The 24,512-nt window shown below is 69.1% G+C and carries 25 protein-coding genes and 2 pseudogenes; 15 read left to right on the top strand and 12 right to left on the bottom strand.

The window, feature by feature from the left end:
- The first annotated feature begins 231 nt into the window (after positions 1-231).
- The 7 genes from ACFZP7_RS34140 to ACFZP7_RS34110 all read left to right on the top strand — a co-directional run bounded on the left by ACFZP7_RS34140 (position 232) and on the right by ACFZP7_RS34110 (position 6,551).
- Positions 232-924: an aspartate/glutamate racemase family protein gene (locus ACFZP7_RS34140; RefSeq protein ID WP_385638134.1), complete on the top strand. Its 693-nt coding sequence runs from the start codon at positions 232-234 to the stop codon at positions 922-924.
- Positions 921-1,757: a sugar phosphate isomerase/epimerase family protein gene (locus tag ACFZP7_RS34135; protein WP_385638131.1), complete on the top strand. Its 837-nt coding sequence runs from the start codon at positions 921-923 to the stop codon at positions 1,755-1,757. The genes ACFZP7_RS34140 and ACFZP7_RS34135 overlap by 4 nt, the downstream gene beginning before the upstream one ends.
- Positions 1,758-1,787: 30 nt before the next feature.
- Positions 1,788-2,870, top strand: coding sequence for an isocitrate/isopropylmalate dehydrogenase family protein (locus tag ACFZP7_RS34130; protein ID WP_239099474.1), 1,083 nt, complete (start codon positions 1,788-1,790; stop codon positions 2,868-2,870).
- Between the two features lie 85 nt (positions 2,871-2,955).
- Positions 2,956-4,218, top strand: a complete 1,263-nt coding sequence (otnK, locus tag ACFZP7_RS34125; RefSeq protein ID WP_385638129.1) for a 3-oxo-tetronate kinase — start codon at positions 2,956-2,958, stop codon at positions 4,216-4,218.
- Entirely contained in the window at positions 4,215-4,856 is a 642-nt protein-coding gene (gene otnC, locus ACFZP7_RS34120; protein WP_385638126.1) for a 3-oxo-tetronate 4-phosphate decarboxylase, read from the top strand. Before otnK ends, otnC begins: the two co-directional genes overlap by 4 nt.
- A gap of 51 nt (positions 4,857-4,907) precedes the next feature.
- Positions 4,908-5,405: a ribonuclease E activity regulator RraA gene (rraA, locus tag ACFZP7_RS34115; RefSeq protein ID WP_385638123.1), complete on the top strand. Its 498-nt coding sequence runs from the start codon at positions 4,908-4,910 to the stop codon at positions 5,403-5,405.
- Positions 5,406-5,408: 3 nt separating this feature from the next.
- Positions 5,409-6,551, top strand: coding sequence for a DUF475 domain-containing protein (locus ACFZP7_RS34110; RefSeq protein WP_385638120.1), 1,143 nt, complete (start codon positions 5,409-5,411; stop codon positions 6,549-6,551).
- Between the two features lie 347 nt (positions 6,552-6,898).
- Here ACFZP7_RS34110 and ACFZP7_RS34105 read toward each other — a convergent pair whose 3' ends face one another.
- Entirely contained in the window at positions 6,899-7,279 is a 381-nt protein-coding gene (locus tag ACFZP7_RS34105; protein ID WP_385638118.1) for a hypothetical protein, read from the bottom strand.
- A gap of 344 nt (positions 7,280-7,623) precedes the next feature.
- On the opposite strand from ACFZP7_RS34105, the gene ACFZP7_RS34100 reads away from it, so the two are divergent.
- A complete protein-coding gene (locus tag ACFZP7_RS34100; protein WP_385638117.1) occupies positions 7,624-8,526 on the top strand; it encodes a hypothetical protein in 903 nt (300 codons plus the stop codon).
- An 889-nt stretch (positions 8,527-9,415) separates the two neighbouring features.
- Here ACFZP7_RS34100 and ACFZP7_RS34095 read toward each other — a convergent pair.
- The 5 genes from ACFZP7_RS34095 to ACFZP7_RS34075 all read right to left on the bottom strand — a co-directional run bounded on the left by ACFZP7_RS34095 (position 9,416) and on the right by ACFZP7_RS34075 (position 14,932).
- The gene (locus tag ACFZP7_RS34095; RefSeq protein ID WP_385638114.1) at positions 9,416-10,291 is read right to left on the bottom strand and encodes an SDR family NAD(P)-dependent oxidoreductase; all 876 of its coding nucleotides are present in this window, start codon (positions 10,289-10,291) and stop codon (positions 9,416-9,418) included.
- Positions 10,292-10,526: 235 nt separating this feature from the next.
- Positions 10,527-11,540, bottom strand: coding sequence for a hypothetical protein (locus ACFZP7_RS34090; protein ID WP_385638112.1), 1,014 nt, complete (start codon positions 11,538-11,540; stop codon positions 10,527-10,529).
- Positions 11,541-11,592: 52 nt separating this feature from the next.
- A complete protein-coding gene (locus ACFZP7_RS34085) occupies positions 11,593-12,558 on the bottom strand; it encodes an alpha/beta hydrolase (protein WP_385638109.1) in 966 nt (321 codons plus the stop codon).
- Between the two features lie 196 nt (positions 12,559-12,754).
- A complete protein-coding gene (locus ACFZP7_RS34080) occupies positions 12,755-13,807 on the bottom strand; it encodes an alcohol dehydrogenase catalytic domain-containing protein (protein ID WP_385638106.1) in 1,053 nt (350 codons plus the stop codon).
- 141 nt (positions 13,808-13,948) lie between these two features.
- Positions 13,949-14,932: an alpha/beta hydrolase gene (locus ACFZP7_RS34075; protein WP_385638104.1), complete on the bottom strand. Its 984-nt coding sequence runs from the start codon at positions 14,930-14,932 to the stop codon at positions 13,949-13,951.
- Positions 14,933-15,128: 196 nt separating this feature from the next.
- Here ACFZP7_RS34075 and ACFZP7_RS34070 point away from each other — a divergent pair.
- Together ACFZP7_RS34070 and ACFZP7_RS34065 are read left to right on the top strand one after the other, a co-directional pair.
- Positions 15,129-15,464: pseudogene (locus tag ACFZP7_RS34070) on the top strand (SDR family NAD(P)-dependent oxidoreductase); the annotation flags it as partial.
- A gap of 38 nt (positions 15,465-15,502) precedes the next feature.
- Positions 15,503-15,650 (top strand): annotated as a pseudogene (locus ACFZP7_RS34065) (IS5/IS1182 family transposase); the annotation flags it as partial.
- Positions 15,651-15,718: 68 nt separating this feature from the next.
- On the opposite strand, the gene ACFZP7_RS34060 reads toward ACFZP7_RS34065, so the two are convergent.
- Together ACFZP7_RS34060 and ACFZP7_RS34055 are read right to left on the bottom strand one after the other, a co-directional pair.
- Entirely contained in the window at positions 15,719-16,477 is a 759-nt protein-coding gene (locus ACFZP7_RS34060; protein WP_223781338.1) for a class I SAM-dependent methyltransferase, read from the bottom strand.
- A gap of 599 nt (positions 16,478-17,076) precedes the next feature.
- The gene (locus ACFZP7_RS34055; protein WP_355102709.1) at positions 17,077-17,613 is read right to left on the bottom strand and encodes a GNAT family N-acetyltransferase; all 537 of its coding nucleotides are present in this window, start codon (positions 17,611-17,613) and stop codon (positions 17,077-17,079) included.
- A gap of 122 nt (positions 17,614-17,735) precedes the next feature.
- Here ACFZP7_RS34055 and ACFZP7_RS34050 point away from each other — a divergent pair, with 122 nt between their 5' ends.
- Complete coding sequence (locus ACFZP7_RS34050) at positions 17,736-18,296, top strand: TetR family transcriptional regulator (protein WP_385638101.1); 561 nt, start codon at positions 17,736-17,738, stop codon at positions 18,294-18,296.
- A 110-nt stretch (positions 18,297-18,406) separates the two neighbouring features.
- Here the strand turns inward: ACFZP7_RS34050 and ACFZP7_RS34045 are convergent, their stop codons facing one another.
- The 4 genes from ACFZP7_RS34045 to ACFZP7_RS34030 all read right to left on the bottom strand — a co-directional run bounded on the left by ACFZP7_RS34045 (position 18,407) and on the right by ACFZP7_RS34030 (position 20,228).
- Positions 18,407-18,943 carry a hypothetical protein gene (locus ACFZP7_RS34045; protein WP_385638098.1) on the bottom strand — a complete coding sequence of 179 codons (537 nt, stop codon included), beginning with the start codon at positions 18,941-18,943 and terminating at the stop codon, positions 18,407-18,409.
- A gap of 4 nt (positions 18,944-18,947) precedes the next feature.
- Positions 18,948-19,214, bottom strand: coding sequence for a hypothetical protein (locus ACFZP7_RS34040; protein WP_385638096.1), 267 nt, complete (start codon positions 19,212-19,214; stop codon positions 18,948-18,950).
- 248 nt (positions 19,215-19,462) lie between these two features.
- On the bottom strand, positions 19,463-19,825 hold the full coding sequence (locus ACFZP7_RS34035) for an HIT family protein (protein ID WP_385638093.1): 363 nt from the start codon (positions 19,823-19,825) through the stop codon (positions 19,463-19,465).
- 277 nt (positions 19,826-20,102) lie between these two features.
- Positions 20,103-20,228, bottom strand: a complete 126-nt coding sequence (locus tag ACFZP7_RS34030; protein ID WP_385638090.1) for a hypothetical protein — start codon at positions 20,226-20,228, stop codon at positions 20,103-20,105.
- Positions 20,229-20,577: 349 nt separating this feature from the next.
- Here ACFZP7_RS34030 and ACFZP7_RS34025 point away from each other — a divergent pair, with 349 nt between their 5' ends.
- The 4 genes from ACFZP7_RS34025 (at position 20,578) to ACFZP7_RS34010 (ending at position 24,316) form a co-directional block, all read left to right on the top strand.
- Positions 20,578-21,312, top strand: a complete 735-nt coding sequence (locus ACFZP7_RS34025; protein WP_385638087.1) for a DUF2589 domain-containing protein — start codon at positions 20,578-20,580, stop codon at positions 21,310-21,312.
- A gap of 126 nt (positions 21,313-21,438) precedes the next feature.
- A complete protein-coding gene (locus ACFZP7_RS34020) occupies positions 21,439-21,924 on the top strand; it encodes a hypothetical protein (protein ID WP_385638084.1) in 486 nt (161 codons plus the stop codon).
- Positions 21,921-23,507, top strand: a complete 1,587-nt coding sequence (locus ACFZP7_RS34015; RefSeq protein ID WP_385638083.1) for a DUF2589 domain-containing protein — start codon at positions 21,921-21,923, stop codon at positions 23,505-23,507. The genes ACFZP7_RS34020 and ACFZP7_RS34015 overlap by 4 nt, the downstream gene beginning before the upstream one ends.
- Positions 23,504-24,316, top strand: coding sequence for a hypothetical protein (locus ACFZP7_RS34010; protein WP_136236910.1), 813 nt, complete (start codon positions 23,504-23,506; stop codon positions 24,314-24,316). The genes ACFZP7_RS34015 and ACFZP7_RS34010 overlap by 4 nt, the downstream gene beginning before the upstream one ends.
- Positions 24,317-24,512 lie beyond the last annotated feature (196 nt).

Genomic DNA, 24,512 nt, shown 5'->3' with positions numbered 1-24,512 from the left:
CGGGGGCTGCCGGACCTCTTCCGGCAGCCGGAGGCCCAGCCCTGCACACAACCGGTTGACCGGTTGACCGGTTGGACCTAGAGTGGCGGCGCGGCACCGATACACCACGCTGCCGCCCCCATCTCGGGCCCGTGTCCTCCGCCGTCGGGAAACATTTCCCGCGTCGTCCGGAGACCGGTCCTCGGTCGGGACCCTTGCCGGTCCCCGCCTACCGGAAGAGGTAAGAACCCGGTGATCGAATCCCCTCCCCTGGTCGCCATGATCCACGCCGTGCCGGCCGCCCACCGCATCGCCCAGGACGCGTTCGCCCAGGAGTTTCCGCAGGCCACGGTCTGGAACGTGCTGGACGACCGCCTGCTGGACGACGCCAACGCGACCGGCGGCCTCACCGACGCACTGCGTCGCCGCATGCTCCGGCTGATCGCACACGTCATGGACGGTGGCGCCCAGGGTCTGCTGCTGACCTGCTCCTCCTACGGGGAGGTGGTGGACACCGCCCGCGTCCTGTGGGACGTGCCGGTGCTGAAGTCGGACGAGTCGATGTTCAAGGCCGCCCTGGCCGGCCCGTACCGGCAGATCGCCGTCGTCGCCTCCACCCCGCCGGCCGTACCGGCGGCAGTCGCCCAGCTGGAAGCGCTCGTCCCGGCCGTCCGCCCGGGCCGCCCGGTCGACATCGTGACCGCGCTGAGCGAGGCTGCCGCCGGTGCCGGCCCCGAGGAGGCGGCCCGGCTCCTGGCGGACGCCCTCCGTACGGTCGGGGGCACAGACGCCGACGCGGTGCTCCTGGCGCAGTACTCGCTCACGCCGGTCCGCGATGCCCTGGCGGCCCTGCTCGGTGTGCCGGTACTGGACGGCGCCGGTGCCGCCGCCCGTGAGCTGCGCGGCCTGCTCGTCCCGGTCGGGGCGCAGGTGGTCACGCCATGAGCGCAGTACTGCCCTGGCCGGTGGCCTACACGGTCTCCGGGAACGACTGTGTCTCATCCATGCCGCTCGGCCACTCGGCGCCGCTCGCCGAGGCCGTCCGCGATCTGGCCGAACTCGGTTACGACGGGGTGGAGGTACAGGTCCGGGAGACCGGCGCGCACGACACCGAGACGCTGGCCCGGACCGTCGAGGCCGCCGGCCTGAAGGTCCTGGGCATCGGCACCGGACCGGTGGCGGCGCAGGACCGGCTGACCCTGACCGACCCGTCCCCCGACGTCCGCCGGCATGCGCTGCTCCGGCTGCTTGGCGCGGCCCGGCTGGCCGGGGAACTGGGCGTGCCGGTCTCGCTCGGCCAGACCCGGGGCACCTTCCTGCCCGGCCTCGCGGACATGCAGCGCTTGTGGGCCGAGCGTGCCGTGGAGCAACTGGCCGAGGAGGCCGCCACGCGCGGAAGCCGGCTGCTGCTGGAGCCGCAGTCGCGGGCCAACACCTCGCTGTGGCACACCCCGGCCGAGGCCCTCGCCGTCCTCGACTCGCTCGACGCCCCGACCGGCCTGGTGCTGGACACCCACCACCTCGACGCCGAGGGCGTCGACGTGGTCCGGGCTGTCACCGACCACGCCGCCGTCACCGGCTGCCTGCAACTCGCCGCCGCCCCGACCCGGGGGCCCCTGACGGTCGGTGATCCCCGGCTCCCCGAGCTCCTCACCGCACTGCACGCCGGCGGCTTCACCGGCTGGCTGGCTCTGGAGCACACCCAGGACGGCGACAGCAATAAGGCCGCCGCCCGTTCCTGGACCGCGCTCACCGACGCCGCCTCGGCACTGTCCTGATCATTTCTTGTTCTGAGAGGAACCCGCACCATGAGCAGCAAGACCTACCGCCTCGGCGTCCTCGACGGCGACGGCATCGGCCCCGAGATCGTCCCGTCCTCCGTCGAGATCGCCACCGCCGCCGCCGAGGCCGCCGGCGTCTCCGTCGACTGGGTGACGCTGCCGCTGGGCGCCTCCGCCATCGAGACCCACGGCACCCCCGTCCCCGAGGAGACCAAGGACGCCCTCGCCGGCCTCGACGGCTGGTACCTCGGCCCGCACGACTCGGTCAGCTACCCAGAGCCGCACAAGTCCGCCCTCAATCCCTCGGGCACCCTGCGCAAGCACTTCCAGCTCTTCGCCAACATCCGCCCCGCCAAGTCCTTCCCCGGCGCGAAGGCCGTCTGCGACAACGCCGACCTGGTCATCGTCCGGGAGAACACCGAGGGCTTCTACGCCGACCGCAACACCTTCGCGGGCACCGGCGAGTTCATGCCCACCCCGGACACCGCGATCATGCTGGGCATCATCACCCGCGAGGCCACCGAGCGCGTCGCCCGCGTCGCCTTCGACCTGGCCCGCTCGCGCCGCAAGAAGCTCACCATCGTCCACAAGGCCAACGTCCTCAAGCTGACGACCGGCCTGTTCCGCACCGTGTGCCAGGAAGTCGCCAAGGACTACCCGGACGTCGCCGTGGACGACTTCCACATCGACGCCATGACCGTCCACCTGGTGCGCCGCGCCCAGGACTTCGACGTCATCGTCACCGAGAACATGTTCGGCGACATCCTCTCCGACCTGGCCGGCGAGATCTCCGGCTCGCTCGGCACCGCCCCGTCCATCAACTCCTCCGCCACCACCGCCATGGCCCAGGCGTCCCACGGTTCCGCCCCCGACATCGCCGGGCAGAACATCGCCAACCCGGTCGCCATGATCCTCTCCGGCGCCATGCTCTTCGAGTGGCTCGCCGCCAAGCACGGCGACGAGAAGCTCGCCACCGTCGCGAAGATCATCGAGAAGGGCGTGGCCGACGCGATCGCTGCTGGCACCTCCACCCGCGACCTCGGCGGCTCCGCCTCCACCACCGAGTTCACCGCCGCCGTCATCAAGGCCATCGGCGCCGGGCAGAACTGACCCGCCCACTCCGGGGCGGGTGCCTCCGCCGCCCGCCCCGATCCGCCTCCCGTACCACCCGCACGTTCGAGGAGAGACCCCGACCATGACCCTGCGCATCGGCTGCATAGCCGACGACTTCACCGGCGGCACCGATGTCGCCGCGGCCTTCCGGCGTGCCGACCTGCGCACCGCCCTGGTCTTCGGCACCCCGGACGACACGACCGCGCTTCCTGCGGACTGCGACGCCGCCGTGGTCGCCCTCAAGTCGCGTTCGACGCCCGCCGACGAGGCCGTCGCCGACTCCCTCGCCGCCCAGCGCTGGCTGTGGTCCAAGGGCGCGGCGCAGGTGTACTTCAAGTACTGCTCGACCTTCGACTCCACTCCGCAGGGCAACATCGGTCCGGTCGCCGACGCCCTGATGGACGCCGCCGGCGCCGGCGTCACCCTGCACTGCCCGGCCTCCCCTCCCAACGGGCGCACGGTCTACCAGGGCCACCTCTTCGTCCACGACCAGCTGCTGTCCGACTCCCCGCTGCGCCACCACCCCCTCAACCCCATGACAGACTCCGCGCTGGTACGCCTGCTGTCCGCGCAGACCCGCCACCAGGTGGCCCTGATCGGCTGGACCACCGTCCGCCGCGGAGTCGAAGCCGTCCGAGACGCCGTCGTAGCCCACCAGCAGTCCGGCGTCCGGCACATCATCGCCGACGCCCTCACCGACGAGGACCTCGCCGTTCTGGGGGCCGCCGCGCTCGAACTGCCGGTCGTCGCCGGTGCCGCCGGCCTCGCCGAAGGACTCGGACACGCCTACCCGGCCGCCGGTACGGCCGCCGCCGAAGCCTGGCCGCGCGACGGTCGGGCGGCCGTCCTTGCCGGCAGCTGCTCGGCCCGCACCCTGGAGCAGATCGCCCAGTTCTACGCCGCCGGTCTGCCTTCCCTCCACCTCGACGTCCTCGCCGCCGCTGCCGGCCGCGACGTCACCGGCGAGGCCCTCGCCTGGTACGATGGACAGGACACTGACCTGCCCGTCCTGATATACGCCTCCGCGTCACCGGACGAACTGGCTGCTGTGCAGGCCCAATTGGGTGTCGCCGAGGCCGCCGCGCAGGTCGAAGAACTGCTCGGCACCCTCGCCACCCACCTGGTCGAACGCGGCGTACGCCGTCTTCTGGTGGCCGGCGGGGAGACCTCCGGTGCCGTCACCACCGCCCTCGGCATCCGCGCCGTCCTCGTCGGCGAGGAGGCCGACCCGGGGGTGCCGTGGACCTACGCCACCACCAAGAGCGGCGACCTCGCCCTCATGCTGAAGTCCGGCAACTTCGGCGCCCCCGACCTGTTCACCCGCGCCCTCACGGAGGCCGAGTGACCGCCTACACCGACGAGCCGGCCGCCCGCACGCTCATCGTCCGTACCGCCCGCTCCCTGTTCACCCGCGGCCTGACCCACGGCTCGACCGGCAACCTGTCCGTCCGTCTGGCCGACGGCACCCTGCTGCTCACCCCCACCGGTTCCAGCCTCGGCACCGTCGAGGAAGGCGAGCTGTCGCGCACCGACCTGCACGGCAAGCACCTCGACGGACCCCGGCCCACCAAGGAGGCGTTCCTGCACGCCGCCTTCTACCGGGTCCGCCCCGGCGCCCAGGCAGTCGTCCACCTGCACTCCACCCACGCCGCCGCCGTCTCCTGCCTCGCCGACGTGAACCCTGCCGACGCGCTGCCCCCGCTCACCGCCTACTACGCCATGCGCGTCGGAAAGCTCCCCCTCCTCCCCTACCACGCCCCAGGTGACAGCGGCCTCGAACCGCTCGCCGAACGGACGGCCCGCACTCACCACGCCCTCCTCCTCGCCAACCACGGGCCCGTCATAGCCGGCACGTCGATGGAACAGGCCGCCGACGCGATCGAGGAGCTGGAGGAGACCGCCAAACTCCACCTCCTCCTGCGAGGACACGCCACCCGTCCCCTCACCCCCGAGCAGGCTGCCGCGCTCGCGCCATCCTCCTGACGGCCGGATGAGAAACGGGCGCGGCAGCCCCGAACGAAGAGGAGCATCACCATGCCCGAGACGGTCACCCCCGTCCCCACCGCCGACCTCGTCGACCAGTACGGCACAGACCTGCGCGTCTGCGACATGCAGTTCCGCCAGTTCGGCGCCCACCGGAGCTTCGCCGGCCGCGTCCGGACTGTCTCCTGCCACGAGGACAACGGCCTCCTGCGCGACCTGCTGCGCACCCCGGGCGACGGCGCCGTCCTGGTCGTCGACGGCGGCGGCTCCCTGCGCACCGCCCTGGTCGGCGACCTCATCGCCGGCGCCGCCCAGGACAACGGCTGGGCCGGCCTCGTCCTGCACGGCGCAGTCCGCGACAGCACCGCACTCGCCGGACTACGGCTCGGCATCAAGGCGCTGGGCACCATCCCCCGCAAGAGCGCCAAGGACTCCGCCGGAGCCGTCGACGTCCCCGTCACCATCGGGGACATCACCTTCCGCCCCGGCGACATCCTGCACGCCGACGACGACGGCATCGCCCTCCTCCCCGAAGGCACGGTGAACTGACCGGTGATCCTGAAGACCTTCGGGTGGTCGTTCGCGGTCACCGCGCTCGGCCTGGTGGCCGCGATCTTCTACGGGGGGTGGGCCGCCTTCGGAGTGGTGGCGATCCTGTCCATCCTGGAGATCTCGCTGTCCTTCGACAACGCGGTGGTCAACGCCGGGATCCTGAAGAAGATGAATGCCTTCTGGCAGAAGATCTTCCTCACCATCGGCATCCTGATCGCCGTCTTCGGTATGCGTCTGGTCTTCCCGGTCGTCATCGTCGCGGTCAGCGCGTCCCTCGGCCCGATCGAGGCCGTCGACCTCGCCCTCACCGACAAGAACCGCTACCAGGAACTGGTGACCGACGCGCATCCGTCGATCGCCGCGTTCGGTGGCATGTTCCTCCTCATGATCTTCCTGGACTTCATCTTCGAGGACCGGGACATCAAGTGGCTCGGCTGGCTGGAGCGCCCGCTGGCCAAGCTGGGCAAGGTCGACATGCTGTCGGTCTGCATCGCCCTGATCGTGCTGCTGATCTCCGCGATCACCTTCGGTGCCCATGCCCACCAGCACGGCGGCACCCACGCCGACAAGGCGGAGACGGTCCTGCTCTCCGGCATCGCCGGTCTGATCACCTATCTGGTCGTCGGCGGTCTCTCCGGCTTCTTCGAGGACAAGCTCGAGGAAGAGGAGGAGCGCGAGCACGAGGCGGAAGAGGCCGCCGAGCGGGCGGGCAAGCCGAAGTCGGCGGTCAAGCTGGCCGGCAAGGCCGCGTTCTTCATGTTCCTCTACCTGGAGGTCCTGGACGCGTCGTTCTCCTTCGACGGCGTCATCGGCGCCTTCGCCATCACCAACGACATCGTCCTGATGGCCCTGGGCCTCGGCATCGGCGCCATGTACGTACGGTCCCTGACCGTCTACCTGGTCCGCGAGGGCACCCTCGACGACTACGTCTACCTGGAGCACGGCGCCCACTACGCCATCGGCGCCCTCGCCGCCGTCCTCCTGGTCACCATCCAGTACGAGATCAACGAGTTCATCACCGGCATGATCGGTGTCGTCCTCATCGGTGCCTCCTTCTGGTCCTCGGTCCGCCGCAACAAGCGGCTCCCCGTGGCCGGGGGTGAAAGCGAAAAGGACGATACCGAAGTGGTTGTCACGCCATAAGCGCTATTGACGCGCCGAACTCTGGTAACCGACCTGTGAGTAGACGATGCGGCTGGGTCCACACGGGGGCCCAGCTGCTGGATCGTTCATGGCGACGAGACTCAGAACAGGTTGATGGCGTGACGCCCCGACCGGGTGATGCTATTCAGCTAAGAAGGCCAGTGGACGTGCCGACCGTCCGCTGGAGGATGCCTCGCCAGCCGATCTTGTGCCGGTGTCCTCATCTGCGCCGGCTCATGCCATCTCGCTGCGAAACCGCACCGGAGTAGTCTGGTGCGGCTTCGCAGTCTCGCAGTTCCGCTGAGAAATCTCGCCAAGGGGACGGACCTCGGTGGGGCCTCGCCGTATCACCCTCGTGTCACACCGCAATCACCAACTGGGCGGACCCTCTCGGACCAAAGGGCCCTGGCCTGCAACTTCATGCCCGGGCTGGACTGGCGTAGACCCCCCTGGACGGTCTCTACAACCTGTGCCATGTAGTGCGCGCCACCGAGCAGCCAGGCGTCGTTCACGAGGATCGTCCACTTGCTGGAGTCCAGGACCTGCCCTACCCCACGCTCGGTGGCCTCGCTCATGGTTCTGAAGTTCTTGATCACTTCGGCGTCGATGCCGGGGATCTTCTCCGGGGCGATCACTTCGTCCTGGTCCAGCCGGTTCCCGGCGATCAGTCCCTTGTCCTTGTGGCTTTCCATGGCCCACTGGGCGGCCTTGTAGACGTTGAAAGCCACGCGTACGCGCTCTTCGGAGAAGGAGGTTTCCAGGCCCTTTTTATCCTCTTCTCTGGCCGAGTTGATGTACAGAGGGCGGGCTTCGGCCGCCGCCCGCTTGAATTCATCTCAGTTCTGCTACATTTCCGGTTTCCTCTCGTGAGCGCATTACTGGGTTCCGTTGCTTTCCCGGCGGACAACCGTCGGCATGCCGACATCGCCCGCACGTACGTGGCGAGCGTCCGTCCCCGGCCGGGCGGCGGCGAGATCGTCCTCAAGCTCGGTGATTCGTTGCTGAAGCCGGGAGTTCTTGATGCTTGGGCTCCGTCCGGGCAGTAGAAACAGCTAACACGAGGCGGCTCGTCATGTCCCACCGCCTGCGGTACAACGGGGCGTGCTCGCGGCAGAAGGCCATGGGACGGGCAGAGATACGGGGGTGGTTTATGAACAGACAGGACCGAGCGAATGCGGTGGACCGGGAGATGTCTGCGCGACTGCTGCCAGATGCGGCTCTCGAGGCTCTGGGGGGGTGGTGGGGCCAGAATGCCGTACGGCTCACGGACGGGACGCCCGGCGCCCACACGGTCCGCTACACACCCAGCCGGTGGGCGCACATCACTACGTGGCCCTCGATGATGGCATCGACCTTCCAGGCGGGTGACGCCGACGTCAGCCGGACACAGGTGGCCTCCATCGTCGCGGACGCGCTGGAGCGCGGAGCCTATGAGGAGGCGCTGGTGGCTACCTATGTGTGGGGAAAGGGCAAAGGCGGCTCCCCGGCCGGAAGCGGACCTGCCACGTTGCACAAGATTCTGCTGGGCACAGAGGGCCTGAACGCGATACTCGCCAGCGTCGTCAATACGCTGAGGGAGCAGGACGCCGAAGCAGCCTACGCGGAACTGCGGGGTCGCATCGCCGGGTTCGGCCCGTCGTTTTACTCCAAGTTCCTGTACTTCGCCGGTAAATCGGTCCGGGCGGCGTCCGGTACCCAGCCGCTCATCCTTGATCAGGTCCTGGCCCGGCGCATGCGGTCGCTGGCCCAGGCGGTGGGTCGGGAGACCGGCTACGACCCTGACGGCTCGATCGCCAGGTGGGTCTGGCGGGACACAAACTGGTCACCGCACCGCTACGCGATCTACCTCTCCTTCATGCAGGCGGCTTCCCGTCAGGTAGCAGCAACTCATTCCTGGCCCTCCAATGCGACGCCCGACCTGCTCGAGTACGCGCTGTTCACGACCTCGTGGGTCGAGAGCGCCGAGGCCACATGAAACCGAGGGACGACCCCGGCAGTCCCGGCCGCCAGGGATAGGACCTGGGACAGGTGGTCGATCCAAGGTGGTTCGCGAGCGTCTGCGCCGCACGCCCCCACGACGTCTGCGCACCGGCCTGGGCCGACCGCTGACCAGACAACGCATGAACAGACACGGCCCAGGAGGACGCGCGCCTCACACGGGAAGGGTGCTTGGGACAACTGACTAGCTCCACTCAGACCGGGGCTGGCTGTCGCGCTCAGCATGGGAAGGGGCTTCTGGACCTGGGTCTGACGATCCTGTTGCTGGGGCTCGAGACGGCGTCCCTGGCTGCGTTCCTGTTCGTCTAAAGTTCTACAAGCGTGGGCTGCACAAGGAGGACCGGTTCCGGTGGGAAGCCTCGCCTCCCCTCTGCCCTGAACGGCGCAGCGGCGGCGTCGGCCTCGGTCGTGTCCCGGATCAGCCGCAGCGAAACCTCGGAGACCAGCGCGCCTTCGGCTCGTCGCTGCCGTCGACCGTCCGGATCCGCTGGTTCACCGACTCCGCGAGGTCGGCGAGGCGGGCCCGACACTGGTCGGGCGGCATGGAACTACTCCCACAAACGCGGTACGGCTCATAGGCCCGGACCGCGACCTGCCCCGACCTGGAGCTGCCCCCGGCGAGCGCAGGGACGACGGTTCTGCCCGTTGCGCGGCCTCGCCTCCCAGGACGACGGGCCGACCCAGCCGACGTTCCCGCCTGGGACACGGCACCGTCCCGGGCAGTGCCAGGTCGGACGACGACCGCGAGCGGTAAGACACGCTTGACGTGATGCGGTGCCCGGGAACCTGACTGCTCCCCCGAGCCTCCGTGATCTGGATCAAGGAGTTCACGTGAGCGGCCCCTTGATCGCAACCGAATGCGCTCTCTAGGAGGAGATGGTCTCTTCGCCGGCTGCCATGGCGGTCGCGACGGGGTCTGGACCGTGGCGTCCGTCGAACTCCTCGTAGGCACGTTCGATCTCTCGATGCACATGTGCCGCGAAGGGTCCCCACTCGCGGTGGGTGACGACCATGAATTGTCCCTGCTGCATGGCTTCGACCACCTGCTCGCCGACCCGGCCGGGGTCAGCTCCCTGGAGGAGCAGCACGCTGTTCTTCTCGGCGACGGCGGCGTCCATCTCGCGGCCGAGCAGCTTCGCCTCGGCGGCGCCGGCGTTGAAGTTGATCGGGGTGGCGACCGCGCCGGGGACGAGCAGTGAAACGCCGACGTCCGTGCCCGCGAGCTCCTCGCGGAGCGCCATCGACAGCCCCACGCTTGCGAATTTCGAGGAGGTGTAAGCGGCCACTCCCGCCATGGGTATCAGGCCGGAGATCGAAGAGGTGTTCACGATGTGGCTGCGGCCGCCGCGACTCTTGAACCGCGGCAGGAACGCTGCCACAGAGGCGAACTGCGCGTCGATGTTGACGCCGTGGACCCAGCGCCACACCTGAAGCGGCGTGCGGTCGACCGTCGTGCCGCCGTTCACGCCGGCGACATTGCACAGGATCGAGATCGGTCCGAGCGCTTCCTCGGCGCGGTGGGCCATGCTCTCCCACCGGTCGGTCTCACTGATGTCGAAGGGCAGGGCCAAGACCGTGCCGCCGGCGTCCCGCAGGGACTGCTCGGCTCCTGCCAGCCGTGCTTCGTCGATGTCGACCAGCGCGACCTTCGCACCGGCGGCGACGAGCGCGTGGGCGACCCCGAAGCCGATTCCGGATGCCGCGCCGGTGACAAGTGCCGCTTCGCCTGTCGGCCAGTTCATGATCGTCTCCGCTTCGTCGAGGGACGGTTGAATGGGACGACGCCCCGGTTGCCCGAAGTCACGCGTGGGCAGGCCGAATCGTCAGTCGGGAAACGCGTGGTGAATTCCAGTGCCACGCTAGTGACCGCCGATCGCATGGTCGCCCGCCGACTGTGGCGCGTTCGAGCCCTGTCCCCCGCCGCCTGGCGGGGGACGCTGGCGCCGGTTCGCCCTCTGTCCCGTGCGGCCGGACCGACTACGTGTTCCAGGGGCTCCCGGGGCGTGTCGCGGTGACGGGGTCGGTGAGGCGCAGCAGCAGGGCGGCGGCGATGTAGCGCATCCTGCCGACGTTGCTGCGCGGGTCGTAGCCCAGGGTGTGGGTCAGCGCTTCATGGCGGGCCTGCACGGTCGAGTGGTGCATGCCCAGTTCTGCCGCCGCGGAGCGGACGCTGTCGGCCTCCACCAGCGTGCGGAGCACGTCCGCGGAGCGCCGGTCGAGGCGGGCGAGGGCGCGGACGTCCTCGTGCGGGTGCTCCGGGTCGTAGGTCTGGGCCAGCAGAAGCATCGCTCCCAGGTCCGCCGCGTCGACGGCCGGTGTGGAGGCGTCCGTCAGTCGCAGCGCCACGATCGCCGCCTCCCAGGATTCGGGGGCGCGGTCGGCTCGTACCCGGGTTCCGAACCCGGCCGGTTCCGGCGGGCGGCGGATGGTGCCCGAGAGATCGAGGGTGGCTCTCAGAAGTCCGTACCGGGTCGGCACGATCGCGGAGGGGGCTTCGCTGATCTCGGGGGCGTCCGCGGCGGTGGCCAGGACACGCACCGGTGTCGCCGGGTCGATCCGCCGCTTGGCGAGGAGCGCGGTGCGTTCGGCGACGGAGCGGGCCTGATCGACGATGGCGTCGAGGCCGCGCTCGGGACTGCGGCGCGCGTCAAGGAGTTCCACTCCCAGCGCGAGCCGCTCCACGATCATCTCGTCGGCGGGCTCCGGCTCCCCGTCCCGCTCGAGCCACACCGTCCAGTCGGCGTGGGACCTGCGGGAGCTGTGGCGCCGGCGGTCGGCGTCGTCGGTGACCGGGTGTCCGTCCGGGTCACGCCGGGTCACGCGCCCTCGGATCTTCGCGCCGGCGACGGTGCCGGAGAGGACCGCGGCACCGCGCAGGAGTCCGTCGAGTCCGGCGCCCCGCGTGATGAGGACATCGAAGTACGACACGATCCGAAGCGTTTCGCCCGCCTGCGGGTCGAGTGAGTTCAGTCGTCCGACCAGCTGGTGCATCTGTACTCCTTCGCACCTTTCCCTCAGCTTACCGAGGCCCGGGGACGTCGCCTCAGGACCCGAGGATGCGGGCGACCCAGGCGTTACGGGCGGCGGTCATGGCGTGCGCCAGAGCGGTGTGGGGTGCGGTCAGGTCGAACCCGTGGAAGCCACCGGGCCAGATGTGGAGTTCGGCCTGCACGCCCGCGTGCCACAGGGCCGTCGCGTAAGCGACGTCCTCGTCCCGGAACACCTCGGCCGAGCCGCAGTCGATGAACGCGGGTGGCAGTCCCGTGAGATCGGTGGCGCGTGCGGGAGCGGCGTAGGCCGATACGTCGTCGGTTCCGCGCCTCTCTCCCAGCAGCGCGGTCCAGCCCATGACGTTGCTCCCGCGGTCCCATACGCCGACAGCGTCGAACTGGGCCGAGGAGACCGTCTGGTCCCGGTCGTCGAGCATCGGGTACATGAGGACCTGGCCGATCAAGGCCGGGCCTTGCCGGTCGCGGGCCATCAGTGCGACGCCGGCGGCGAGACCGCCCCCGGCGCTCTGTCCGGCGATGATCAGCCTGTCGGGGTCCATTCCGAGCTCCCGGGCGCGCTCGGCCGTCCACAGCAGACCCGCATAGCAGTCCTCGACCGGATAGGGATCGGGGTGCTCGGGTGCGAGCCGGTAGTCGACGGTGACCAGGACGGCGTCGTGCTCGATCACCCACGGGAGGGCCTGGACCAGGCCGGAGAACTGATCACCGGAGACCATGCCGCCGCCGTGCGTGTGGTAGATCCCCGGCCCGAGCCCCTGATGATCCTCCCGGGCGATCACCGAGACGGTGATTTCGTCGCCCAGGTACCCCGGGATCGTGACGTCGCGTCGGGTCAGACCGGAGGTCGCGAGCATCTCGTCGGTGACCTCTGCCGGTGCCGCCCGGCGCATGTCGGGGATCATGTCCGCGGTCAGGGTCGGCGGGATCTGGTCCGCGAGGGCCGCGAGTACGGCCTCGAGCTCCGGGTCGAACGGGGGGCGTGGAACGCTGCTGGACATGGGGACTCCTGGTTCTTCCGCACCGCATGGTTGCGGTGTACATCAATCGTGCTGGGTGGGCCGCCTCGTGCGGAACCGCCGAACTCCGCAGTCTCGGACCGTGTCCTCCGCCGCTCGCGCGTCTTGTCCGTACCGGGCGGGCGAAGCCCGGTACGGACAAGCCCTCGAGCCGTCCGTACCGGGGTGTTCGGGAGCCTCAGCCCAGGCGCAGAAGGGTCTTCCCGCCGATGCCGTGGCGCAGCGAGTGGAGGGCGTCGACAAGGCTCTCCAGCGGCAGTTCCCGCACCCAGCCGGTGGTGTCGTAGAACCCGTCGGCCATGGCCGCGATGACCTCGTCGAACTCCTCGGGCCGGTAGCCGACCGCGCCCACGATCTCGGTCTCGCCCATCATGAGCCGGGTGGGCTGGAAGTCCATGGTGTGTTCGTGCAGTGCGGCGACCACCAGGCGGCCGCCGGGGACCAGGCCCGCCATGGCGGAGGTGACCGCAGCGCCCGCGCCGGCGGCGTCCACCGCGGCGTCCACTCCGTCACCGTCGGTGAGCGAGGCGACGGCGTCCGCGAGATCCTCGTTCACGGGGTCGATGACACGGGCGCCCAGCGTGGCCATGATCGCGCGGCGGTCCTCGCTCGGCTCGGACACCAGCACCTTCTCCACCCCGCGGGCCTTGAAGGCGAACCAGGCACCGATTCCGATCGGTCCGGCCCCTGCCACGAGTGCGCTGCCGCCCGGTCGCACACCGCTGCGCGCGACAGCGTGCCAGCCCACCGCCATGGGCTCGACGAGCGCGCCCATCCTCAGGTCGACCCCGTCCGGCAGTACGTGCACCTTCGACGCGTCGCACACGGTGAACTCCGACAGACCGCCGCCCTCCACGTTCGACCCGAGCGAGCCCATCAGCGGACATGAGAAGGGCAGCCCCCGACGGCAGGCCGTGCACTTGCCGCAGGAGACCGCCAGAGGGAAGACGGCACAGCGGTCGCCGACCCGCACGTCCGTCACGCCCTCGCCGGTCTCGACGACAGTGCCGGAGAACTCGTGACCGAGGATCTGCGGCAGGGTGGCCCCGGTGAGGGGGTGCGGCTCGTCCAGGGAAAAGGGCAGCGACTCGGGGTAGAAGAAGAAGTGGAGGTCGGAGCCACAGATGCCGGCGAACGCGTTGCGCAGCTTCACCTGCCCCGGGCCGGGACTGGGCTCCGCCGCCTCTTCGATGCGGATGTCTTCCCTGCCGTAGAACCGTGCTGCCTTCATGTTTCTCCTTCGTTTTCTCTGTTCCGTGGCCACCGGTGACCGGTGGCCGTTCCTGTCGGCGCGGACCGTCTCGTCGTGTGCCGCCAGGTGTGCCGACCCCACGCTCAGCCCGGGCCCGGACTGCTGAGGCGACGACCCTGCTTACCGCCCGCTCGTGCCCGGAGACGGTGCGCCGAGAGTGCGGGCGACCCATCCGTTCCGGGCCGCGATCGCTGCCCGTGCGATGGCGGAGTCCGGCGCGAGCATGTCGAATCCGTGGTAGCCACCGGGCCATACATGCAGCTCGGCCTGCACGCCGGAGTTCCATAGAGCGTTCGCGTAGGCGACGTCCTCGTCCCGGAACACCTCGGCCGAGCCGCAGTCGATGAACGCGGGCGGCAGTCCCTCAAGGTCGCTCGCGCGAGCGGGCGCGGCGTAGACCGACACCTCGTCGGTGCCCCACCGGTCGCCCAGCAACGCCGCCCATCCCGTCCGGTTGCTCTCCCGGACCCAGGTGCCGGCGTCCTCGTACTGGGTGCTGGAGACGGTGCGGTCCCGGTCGTCGAGCATCGGGCAGATCAGGACCTGCCCGATGAGCGCGGGTCCCTTGCGGTCGCGGGCCAGGAGTGCCGTGCCCGCGGCGAGCCCGCCTCCGGCGCTGGCGCCGGCGATGATCAGGCGGCCGGGGTCGATGCCGAGTTCGGCGGCGTGTTCAGCGGTCCGCACAAGGCCCGCATAGCAGTCCTCGACCGGACAGGGGTCCGGGAACTCGGGCGCGAGCCGGTAATCCACGGTCACGGCCACGGCGTCGTGCTCGACGATCCGCGGGAGGATCTGGCTCACCCCGATCACGCGCTCGCCGGCGATCATCCCGCCCCCGTGGATGTGGTAGATGCCCGGACCCGTGCCGGTGTGACCGGAGCGGGCGATCACGCTGGCCACGAGCTCGGCACCGTGGTGGCCAGGAACGGTCACATCCCGGCGCGTGACCTTGGCGGCGAGCAGGATCTCGTCGGAGACGACGGGCAGAGCAGCTTGCCGTAGGACCGGGATCGACCCGGGTGTGACGGCCGGCATCGGTTCGGCCAGGGAGGTCAGAGCTGCCTCGGCTTCGGGGTCGAACGGCGGCCGCGGGTGCGTGGGCATCGGGCTCCCTCGGTATCTGTCAGGTGCCCATCCGGGTGGGCTCCTGCCATGGTCCGGCGGGAGAACAGGCCGGCGGCACCGCCGCACAGGGCAGATGTCGGGCAGTTGCCCCGCCATCCGCGCGCCGTATGCCCGTGGAGAGCCGCGGGCAGGGGCAGCGGCCTCCGCGCGAAGCGCGTGAACGGCGGGACAAGCGGTGGGCATCCGCCGCGAACGGGGGTGTCGTCAGGCGACGCCCCGGTCCACCGTGGGCGTAGTCCGCCGCGAACCCGAGCGGCGGTACACAAGCGAGCGGAGAAGCAGAAACGGGCCGGCGGGGGCAGCGGCGTTCGTCACCGGCGCGGCATCGGGAATCGGCCTGGGCGTCAGCCGGGCACTCATCACCACGCGGGCGGAGGTGGCGCTCGCCGACATCGATGAGGAGCGGCTCGACGACGACACGAAGAAACCGGCCGGTGCCGGCGGCACCGTGACGGCCATACCGCTCGACGTGAGCGACGCCGACAGCTCGGCAGCCGCAGCCGACCGCGCCGAGGAGGCACTCGGACCGATCTCGATCCCGTGCAACAACACAGCCGCTCCCACAAGCAGGTCAGAGCCCGCATCGAGCACCTTCGCCCGTATGAAGGGGATCCTCCGCGACTTCCGTCTCAAGGGCAACAGCGCGCACTACGCCATGCTCAGCATCGCCCGCCTGCACAACCTCGCCCTCACAGGTGAACGAAGACTCCGCACCGCAGGCCACCTCACCCGCGTCCATTGGGAGATCATTTCCGGGACAGCCCTTTAGTCGCGGCTGGCGACCACCAGGTACCCATCGCTCTCGGGGTCGAAAGTGGTCGACTCCACCCTGAGCCCGACGCTCCGCAACTGCACCACGAGGTCCTCGTACCGGTAGGGCCAGATGGACAACCGCTCCGAGCAGGCTCGCACTGCCCCATCCGGCTCGATCTGGGCAACGACGATCTCGAGGAAGTGTTCTTGTTCCCAGCGCTGCTCGATCTGCCAGTAGTAGCTGACGACCGCATCGCGGTCGTTGCGGCGGACGAGTCGGTCGCGGACGTCTACCCGTGAGCCGGCGGAGCGCACGAGCTCCCAGTTGCGTGAGTGGAGCACAAGGCGTCCGCCCGGTTTCAGCAGCCGCGACATCGCTTCCAGCGCGGCCAGGCGCCCGGCTGCCCCCTCGGCGTGCCCGAGTGAATTGCCGACACAGAACACCAGATCGAACGTGGACTCCTCCAGGTGGTCGGGCAGCTCGGCCCAGCTCGCGTGGAGGGCTCGAAGCGAGACACCCTGCTCGTCGGCGGCCTTCTCGGTCCGGCGAACCATCCCATCACTGGCGTCTGCGGCGACCACGTCAAGGCCAAGACTCGCGAGACCGACGGCGAGCTGGCCGGTTCCACACGCGCAGTCGAGGACGCGTGCGCTGGGCGGCACAGAGCCCACGACATCGCTGTAGTAGACCGCGGCTGCCTTGGCGGGGGTCAACCTGTCGTCCCCGATCAGCCACTCGTATACGTCGGAAAGCGCCCCATACCCAGCCACCGCGACAACCTCCACCACTCGACGACGCGCGGGCTGGACCACCCGGCGATTCGGACCTTGCGCCTCGCACTGTCCCGGGCCGTGTCAGCGAAGCATCGAACAGGACCCAACCACGTTTAGCCGCTGAGACTCCACCGGATTTCGTGGGAAACCGCGACACGACGCACCGATGCGATTGCCCTCTCACCGGCACCCATCAGTCACCGCGGGGACCACGGTCGGCAACGATGTTGGGGAAGCCGAACAATGCACGGATCGCAGCCCTCGCATCAACCTGGGGCAAGTCCGCCTCCGTGACGGTGACGTCAGGCGCGAATCTCAGCGCTCCAGTCTTTTCGGAGCAGGACCAGCCCGGGAGAACCACCCTAGCTGCCCTGACCTGCGCCCAGTCCGGTGGCAGACTGCACCGCACTCGCCGAAGCGGTGTGCGGCGCGGCGTGATCGGCTGACTTCGTCACCGAGAGTCGACACCGTTTGTCACGCAGTGCGGGCAGCGCTTGTCGATCGCAGAGCCGGAAAACGTTGGTGAGAACTGACACCGGCGCGAGATGAGTGAACCCTGTGTCGCGGCGCTGCGCGGCTCTTGCTAAAGGGGCCCGTCACATAGGGAGGGAGAACAGCCGTACTGGCCCTGAGGGCCACTGGGCATCGTCGAGCAGGGGCGTCACCATGGTCCGCAGCGGCATGGTCACGAGGCGGCCTTCGGGTTGTTCGACGAGTACGTCCTTGTCGAGCGGGTGCCATCCGAGGCGCTGGTAGAGCGACACGAGAGGAGGCCGGCAGAAGAGGAGTGCGTGTTGAGGACCCATCGTTCGGGCGTGCTCCAGGGCAGCCGTGACGACGAGGCGAGCGAAGCCCTGCCCTTGCATGGCGGGTGAGACGGCCACCCCGCCGACGCCCACCACCTCTGTCTCGGCGTCGCTGATCGCAACAGGCAGTCGCCGCAGGCCGGCGTGTGCCACGAGGCGGCCGTGGTGCCGGATGCCGAAGTGCTCTTCTTTCGGCAGCCAGGTCAGACCGGTCCAGGCGACGCCGAAGGGATCATCGCTGTTGCCAAGGATCTCCTCCTGGTCCGCCTTCGTGTACTGGGCGAGCCGCACCACAGTCGGTGCCACAGTGGACTGGTTCTCAGACATACCCACATGATGATCTCTCCGCCGACCACTGGCCAGAGTGCCGTGCCCGCGATGGCTCACCGGGTTCGCTGGCCGCTGCGACCGCTGGACTGGTTGGATTACGGCTGATCCAGGCGCACGCGGTGCGGCTGTTCACCGACCACGGCTACGACACGGTGACGGTGGCCGACGTGGCCAAGGCTGCCGGCGTCTCCTCAATGACCGTCTACCGACACTTCCCCACCAAAGAGGACCTCGTCCTCATTGACCAGCCCGCCCAGCTCATCGCCAAGCACGTTGCCGCGTCGTCCGCAAGGCAACCCCTGGTGCGTCGCATCGGCAGCGCCCTCATCGACGCGGCCACCGCCTCGACCAGCGGCAACGGGGACGAACAGGCGGCGGACGAACGGTTCCTGCTGGACTGCCTCCGGCTCATGGTCGCAACGCCTGCGCTGCGGGCACGGCATCTCGACAGCCAGTACGCGCTCCAACAGGCCATCGTCGAAGCGCTCGGGAAGGACGCGGCCGACCCCGACGCCGCGTTCCGTGCCCAAGCCGCTACCAGCGCCTGCCTGGCCGCGATGCACACTGCGCTGACGCGCTGGGTCGAAGACGACGGACGCACCAGACTGCCCGACCTGATCGCACGGGCACTCACCGCATCCTTCGGTGACGACGCCGTCGCCACCCACCGGAAGGACTGAAGCACCCGGATCGGGCGCTGTCACCTCCCTTGACCATCGACCACACCGCGGTGTCAATGCTTTTAGAAGGGCGGAACAATCGCTGTCGACACTCGGAACAAAGCCAGCCGTCAGGTGCTGCCGGGGCCGGCTGCTGCCAGGGCCTCCGCCGTCACCTGCCGCAATGCACGGCTGGTGATCCAGCGGTTCTTCCCGCCAGCCAGGTACGCCGCGGCACGCCCCACCCATTCCGGGTCGCCGAGGAGATGCAGCTTTCCCTCGGTGGTGAGCTGCCGCAGCAGGGACTCCAGCCGGAGGGCGTCCACTGCCCGGTACGGGCGCGTGTGCTGGTCGAAGCGCAGCGGGTGGTCCTCGTACGGGTGGCGCAGTGTCGTGTGCATCCAGCCGCCGTCACGCGTGGCGACCGTTCCCTTCAGCGTGTACTGGCCTCTGCTGTTTGTGTTCCAGGAGTGCTCGCCCCAGGTGATCCAGATGCCGTTCATGATCCTGTACCACGGGATCAACTGGCCTTCGGAGTCCGGCTCGTGCTGGTGGAGCCCGTCCGGGCGGAACTCCACCCAGTGGGTGTCAGGTCGGGTGGCGTCCCCGACTCCCCAACGGCCGTTGGTCAGTTCCAGCGGCCCCAGAAAGGTACGGTCCTCCACCATGTAGTCATTGAATCACGTGGTCTGTGAACTCTTCTTCCACCTCCGCCAGTACCTTCCTCCCGCCAGTGTCCCGGCAAAACGCCAGGCCGGCGGCGACCGGAGTGAGGGCTCGTGTCACGGTGCCGTCCAGGGTCTCGCACATTGGGGCGCCGTGACGGCGGGCCACGTAGGCCAGGTACCTGTTCCGCTCGGGGTTGGGGCAGTTGGCCGGTAGGCCGAGGACGGCCCGGCCGGTTCTCACGTCGAGGCCGAATTCCACGTTCGTCGTCATGCCCGGCATCGTGCGCATGTCGCGGGGAATGCAGAAGAGAATCGCCGTGGCGCCGGCGCGGGCGTCGGTAGAACGGTCAGCGGCTGCACGCCAGCCCACCGGGCGGTGATGAGGTCAAGGGTCTTCGGCCGCCAGGACGGGACCGGCGTGCTCCTGTCGGGGGTCGGTCCGGCCAGGAAGATCTTGGGGCCGGCGGGGATGGGTTCGCGTGCCATGACGAGGCGGACCGTGCTCATCGGCTCTCCGGTCTACGCGGCGCCGGGGCGGGCGGTGTGCTGCGGCGTCCAGGGCAAGGGCAGACCGTCGCCCTCCTGACGGGGCACGACGTGGACATGGAGGTGGAACACGCTCTGTGTCGCCGCCTCCCCCTTGCTGGTGATCAGGTTCACGGCGGGGTGTCCGGCCATCAACCCGGCGGCCCGGCGCATCACCACGACGGTCACCTCCGGGGCGGTGCCGGCGTCCTCGACGCGGACGCGCGGCAGGACGAAGACGTGCCCGGCGCGCACACCGCCGCTTCGCGGACGGACCACCAGGACGTCGGGCCACTCGCTGGACGATGACGGCAGGGGCCTCCCCGCCGCGAACGCACAGAAGACGCAGTTCCTCATGCCCTCCACGACTCCGGCCCGGCAGACGCACCGGAAGGAGATGCCCGTTGCGTCTTGACGGCCCATCGTGGACGGGCCGCTGAGGACCGACTTCCCGATGTGCTGAGTGCGAGTTCTCCTTGGTGAGGGTGTTTGGTTGGCCGGTGCCTGTCCCACCTGCTTCGGCGGACTGAGGGCACCTGCCGCCCTACGCCTTCAAACCGCAGGAGAGGCGTGCCGACGGAAAGCGCAGACGGCAGGGGCTGTACGCGCCCGACATTCCACCGGGAGAGGGGTGTCAGCGTTCGTCGACCTGCGGTGGCGTCAGCAACCGCCGTCGTGTCGGGCAGCCGACCAGGCCCGCTTCACCGGGACGTGCGTCCGGGGCAATGCCGGCCGTCAGGTCGTCGTCGTCATGGTCCACGTCGTCACCGCGCTGCGCAGCAGCTGGCGCATCATGCGAGCCCCGGCCACCGAGACCCGAGCGCCGACGCCCGTACAAGACCCGGACTGGTCCCCCCCCCAGACAGACATGGGAGCGACCAGGTGAGCACCGAGCACCACGTCGCCGACGCGTACGGCCAGGAGCTGGCCCGCATCAGCCACCGCGCGTACTCGCGCCCGTGTTCCCGCCGTCGAATTCCCGGTACTTGCGTTTGTCCTGATACGTACCTCGTACGACTTTCGAAGTGCTTTGGCGTGTCGGTGAGTGAGCGCAATGGGACTGGCAGAAGATCACTTCAAGATCCAGAACCTGGTTGAGGGAGTGGCCGATGGCGGAGACGAAGAAGACCAGCCCCACGAGGAAGAAGACGGCGGCGGCGAAGGCGCCGGCCAGGAAGCCGGCTCCCAGCGGGCCCGGCCGCGCGGACTCCAGGCCGTCCGTACCGGATGTCCCGCTCATGCAGGACGTCCCGCTCGCGCCGGGCCCGGGGGACACGTCCAAGCAGGTCGATCTGGGGGCGGAACTGTCGCTGCCGTTCGAGCAGATCATCGGCGGTCCGCTGCAGGGGGTCATCCGGTCCAGCGCGCTGGCCGCGAACGAGACCGCGCAGTTCATCAACAACATCGGCTTCGACGAGAACAAGCGCGCCAGAACGGTGGCGTTCTCCTACACCTCGTTGGAGCCCGAGGCAGCCGACGCCACTTCCAAGCAGAAGAAGATGGTGACGGAGGTCGAGGTGCCCCTCCTCGCCGTCGTGCCGATCCCCTATCTGCAGCTCTCCAAGGTGACGCTCGACTTCAATGTGAAGATCGATTCGGTCTCGACCAAGAAGAACGAGCAGAAAATCGGAGGCGAGGCGTCGGCGAGTGGCGGCTTCTGGGGTATCTCGGCCTCGGTCAAGGCCAGCTACGACTCGAGCAGTTCGAGTTCCGACACGGTCAGCCGGAGTGCGTCGATGTCGGTCCACGTGGAGGCTGAGCAAGGACCGATGCCGGGCGGCATGGAGAAGATCCTGTCGATGCTGACCGACAATGCCGTCACCGTCCAGCAGAAAAACGCATAGACGGTCTGACGGACTCAGACGCCGGATCCTCACGGATTCGTCTGCGGACATCCGGGTGCGGCACTGCATCGCCCCCGTTCCAGTGCCGTCCCCGACCGCAGACAGCATCCGGACGCCGCGTCGCGCATGAGGGTTTTTGTCTACCATGCCCGGCCGCTCCTCACCTACCCCCCATTCGCATGGCTCGCGATTGCCGGGGCGCTGTTCATCACCGAAGAGGGCACGGTCCGGGAATTTACCAAAGGGAGTGCTATGAGTGAGTTGACGATGCGTGACCTTCTGCAGGGCCTGCAGCAGGCCGTGGCCGAAGCCGACCAGGCGGTGCGCGCGGCCCAGGAGCCGGACAGCGACTGTGTGGGAATCCAGCCGCAGATGGCCATTGACGATGTTTCCTTCACCCTCTCCTTTGTGACTGAGCAGGTCGCTCCGTCCGCTCCCGCTTCCGGCCAGGTCAAGGAAGACATCCGTATCGCCGTCGACCAGCAGGCCCTCGCCGACGCCAAGCACGTACACGAGGTCAGGTTCACCGTGAGCAACCGGCCGGTGGAGCGGCTCGAGGTCAACGGCCGGTATCACGTCGTCCCCGCAGGAGCAGCGGGGGACCAGCGATGAGCGACGACGACGTCCCGGTCAGCGCGCTGCTCGGCGCTGCGTACGAGGCGGTGGTCCACGGGCAGGGCCTGGCCGCGCGCGAGGCAGTCGAACTGGTCAAGGACCTGGGATTCGAGAGGAACGGCACCGCGAAGCCGTTCCGCTTCGCCTACCAGCACACCGAGGCCACGGAACACGGCCCCCAGGTGCGTACCGTGCACGCCACCGTGCCACTGCTGTCGCTGATCAACCCACCATCCATCAGCATCGACAGCGCCAAGATCAACATGAGTCTGCACCTGATCAGCCAGGACATCGAAACCGAGCCTGCCAAAGCCCCCACCGCGAGCGGTGAAACGCCGACGACGGCCAAGATGCCCAAGTTGAAGGGGCGCATTGTCCACCAGTCGGACAAGAACGCTGTCATGACCATCGAGTCCACCCTCAAGCAGCGCGACCTGCTGGCAAGCAGCCGCCTGTCCCAGTTGCTGGACGCGGCGGTCAGCGACCGCGACAGTGTCTGGTACCTGGTACTGGAGCGGGCAGAGCCCTTCCGCAAGGCCGCCACCGAGTTGATCGACACCGTCGCCCAGGACGGCTCCAAGGGCAAAGGCGTGGGGGTACGGGAGTGGTTGCAGCAGTTGTGGGAGTTGAAGGAGGCTGTCACGGACGCCGTGAGCGCCTTCCGTGACGGGCTGCCGGAGAAGATTCCCCCGCTCCACCAGAGCTGGAACGCCCGGTGCCAGAGCCTGTCCTGGATCGACCGGCACACCGAGCAGGAGGAGATGGCTGCTCTGCGGCGGGCCTTCATCGCCGCCGCCAGCAACGTGTGGCAGGCCCTCCTGCCCGGCGCACAGGTCGCCGAATTCGGACCGCCCACCGTCGAGCAGCTGCGCGACAGGTTCAACGCCGCCGTCACTGCCCTGATTGCCGCTCCGACCCGCCTGGCACAGCTGCCCGAGCGGCTTCACCATCTCGAAGGGACCGTCGCACTGGGGTGCACTGCCCACGCCTACAAACAGTCGAAGACCGCCGCCGACGCCCTGGCCCGCTACAACGAGACCGCTGCGGAGATCCGGAAGATGTGGCGCCCGTTCGCCCAGAACGCCGCCTCCCGGGCCGCGCAGGACGGCTTGGCCGCGGCTGCCGAATCGATGTGGGATGCGCTGACGCCCGGCAAGACGGTGGTCGACTTCCGCGTCACCCACCGGCTCAACGCCGAGGAGCTGGAAGCAGAGTTCTCGCAAACGCTGAACATCCTCACCACCCAAGCGGGCCGGGTCCTCTCCAGGAAGCTCTCAGCGCCACCACCACTTCAAGGGGTCGCTCGCTTGTGCGTAGAGGTAGCACCAAAAGCCCTGGAGGCTTTTCAACGCCCTGAGCAGGATGGGCTCGCGGAGTATGTCATCGAGGAGCTCAAGAAGTTCAACGACCTGATCGACACAGTCAATGCACGGGATGCCCCTGCCGAGATGAACCAGCGCCCGGAGTGGTGGCGGTCCGTGGCGCAGCCGTGGAACGAGGCGGCTCGTCAGTTCTGGGGAAACCTCATCGACATCACGAGCCACCCAGTAGCCGCTCTCGTCTGCCCGGAGGTTACGTGACCGGCGCAGACGACGCCGACACCGGTCAGGAGCCTGCGCGGCGCTCAGAACATGGGAAGGGCCCGGGACAGGCCGCGCCCCTGGCCGCGTTGCTCGCCCAGGGCTGCCACACGGTGCTGGACGGACAAGTCAGCGCGGTCAGCGCAGCACTGGCGAGCGCGGCCCGTACCCTGCTCACAGCCGGCGACGACGGACAGCCGCAGCCCGTCGTACAGATCGCGGCCGCCGCGGTCCCGGCGCGCAGCGCCCGGCACATCGCCCTGGCCGACCTCCACGGATGGCCCCTCTACAGCGTCGAGTCCGCTCGCATCACCCTGCGCCTGGCCATCCCGGCACCGGCCGGACCGGACGAAGTCCTGTGCTCCACCGTTCCGGCACCGGACGCCACCCGGATCATGACCGCCACCATCCGGCTGAGTACCCGTCCTGGCCCCCGGCCCCTCGTCGACGACCTCGTCGCGGCCGCACTCGCCCCCACCCCACCCAGCGTCGACAGTGACCGACTGCCTTCGCCGGCCCAGCGGGCCATCGCAGCCTGGAGACACCTCCCCGCCCTCTACCGCTGGGCCAGTCAGCTCTCCGACGAGGCCCCCGACCACCCGGCCGCCACGGCGGCCGTCCAAGCCGCGGAAGACCTGGCCGCAGCCGTATGCACATGGTGCGCAGGCGGACCACCGGTCGACACCCGCCTCATCACACGCGCACCCCACCCCGAAACCCTCGACCCCAACGCCCCACCCGCCCTGACTCCACTCGCCCTCACGGTCTCGAAAATTCGCCACGTCCTCACCACACGAGAACCGGCCTGACCCGGTCGGCCGGGTCATACGAGGAACCAGCAAGGGCCTCGCCACAGCTTCCGCGACCATCCCGGGAGGCGCTCGAGCACAGCCGGCGGTACCCGGCCACCTACGACGGCAGACAAAGGTGACAGACCTCGCAATGGACCGGTGCGTCGACCTCCAGTGATCTAAGTCGGAAATGCGCCGACAGTAGGCGGCGACA

The sequence above is a fragment of the Streptomyces sp. SudanB5_2050 genome (assembly GCF_964272335.1).
In the GTDB taxonomy this organism is placed as follows: domain Bacteria; phylum Actinomycetota; class Actinomycetes; order Streptomycetales; family Streptomycetaceae; genus Streptomyces; species Streptomyces rochei.
Note: the sequence above shows the minus strand (reverse complement) of the source record. Positions and strands in the feature narration are given on the sequence as shown.

What these genes read in the sequence shown, in the direction of transcription:
- ACFZP7_RS34135 (WP_385638131.1), top strand. Translation starts at nt 921, where the DNA reads ATGAGCGCAGTACTGCCCTGGCCGGTGGCCTACACGGTCTCCGGGAAC.
- ACFZP7_RS34130 (WP_239099474.1), top strand. Translation starts at nt 1,788, where the DNA reads ATGAGCAGCAAGACCTACCGCCTCGGCGTCCTCGACGGCGACGGCATC.
- otnK (WP_385638129.1), top strand. Translation starts at nt 2,956, where the DNA reads ATGACCCTGCGCATCGGCTGCATAGCCGACGACTTCACCGGCGGCACC.
- rraA (WP_385638123.1), top strand. Translation starts at nt 4,908, where the DNA reads ATGCCCGAGACGGTCACCCCCGTCCCCACCGCCGACCTCGTCGACCAG.
- ACFZP7_RS34100 (WP_385638117.1), top strand. Translation starts at nt 7,624, where the DNA reads ATGTCCCACCGCCTGCGGTACAACGGGGCGTGCTCGCGGCAGAAGGCC.
- ACFZP7_RS34095 (WP_385638114.1), bottom strand. Translation starts at nt 10,291, where the DNA reads ATGAACTGGCCGACAGGCGAAGCGGCACTTGTCACCGGCGCGGCATCC.
- ACFZP7_RS34090 (WP_385638112.1), bottom strand. Translation starts at nt 11,540, where the DNA reads ATGCACCAGCTGGTCGGACGACTGAACTCACTCGACCCGCAGGCGGGC.
- ACFZP7_RS34085 (WP_385638109.1), bottom strand. Translation starts at nt 12,558, where the DNA reads ATGTCCAGCAGCGTTCCACGCCCCCCGTTCGACCCGGAGCTCGAGGCC.
- ACFZP7_RS34080 (WP_385638106.1), bottom strand. Translation starts at nt 13,807, where the DNA reads ATGAAGGCAGCACGGTTCTACGGCAGGGAAGACATCCGCATCGAAGAG.
- ACFZP7_RS34075 (WP_385638104.1), bottom strand. Translation starts at nt 14,932, where the DNA reads ATGCCCACGCACCCGCGGCCGCCGTTCGACCCCGAAGCCGAGGCAGCT.
- ACFZP7_RS34055 (WP_355102709.1), bottom strand. Translation starts at nt 17,613, where the DNA reads ATGTCTGAGAACCAGTCCACTGTGGCACCGACTGTGGTGCGGCTCGCC.
- ACFZP7_RS34045 (WP_385638098.1), bottom strand. Translation starts at nt 18,943, where the DNA reads ATGGTGGAGGACCGTACCTTTCTGGGGCCGCTGGAACTGACCAACGGC.
- ACFZP7_RS34040 (WP_385638096.1), bottom strand. Translation starts at nt 19,214, where the DNA reads ATGACGACGAACGTGGAATTCGGCCTCGACGTGAGAACCGGCCGGGCC.
- ACFZP7_RS34035 (WP_385638093.1), bottom strand. Translation starts at nt 19,825, where the DNA reads ATGAGGAACTGCGTCTTCTGTGCGTTCGCGGCGGGGAGGCCCCTGCCG.
- ACFZP7_RS34025 (WP_385638087.1), top strand. Translation starts at nt 20,578, where the DNA reads ATGGCGGAGACGAAGAAGACCAGCCCCACGAGGAAGAAGACGGCGGCG.
- ACFZP7_RS34020 (WP_385638084.1), top strand. Translation starts at nt 21,439, where the DNA reads ATGAGGGTTTTTGTCTACCATGCCCGGCCGCTCCTCACCTACCCCCCA.
- ACFZP7_RS34015 (WP_385638083.1), top strand. Translation starts at nt 21,921, where the DNA reads ATGAGCGACGACGACGTCCCGGTCAGCGCGCTGCTCGGCGCTGCGTAC.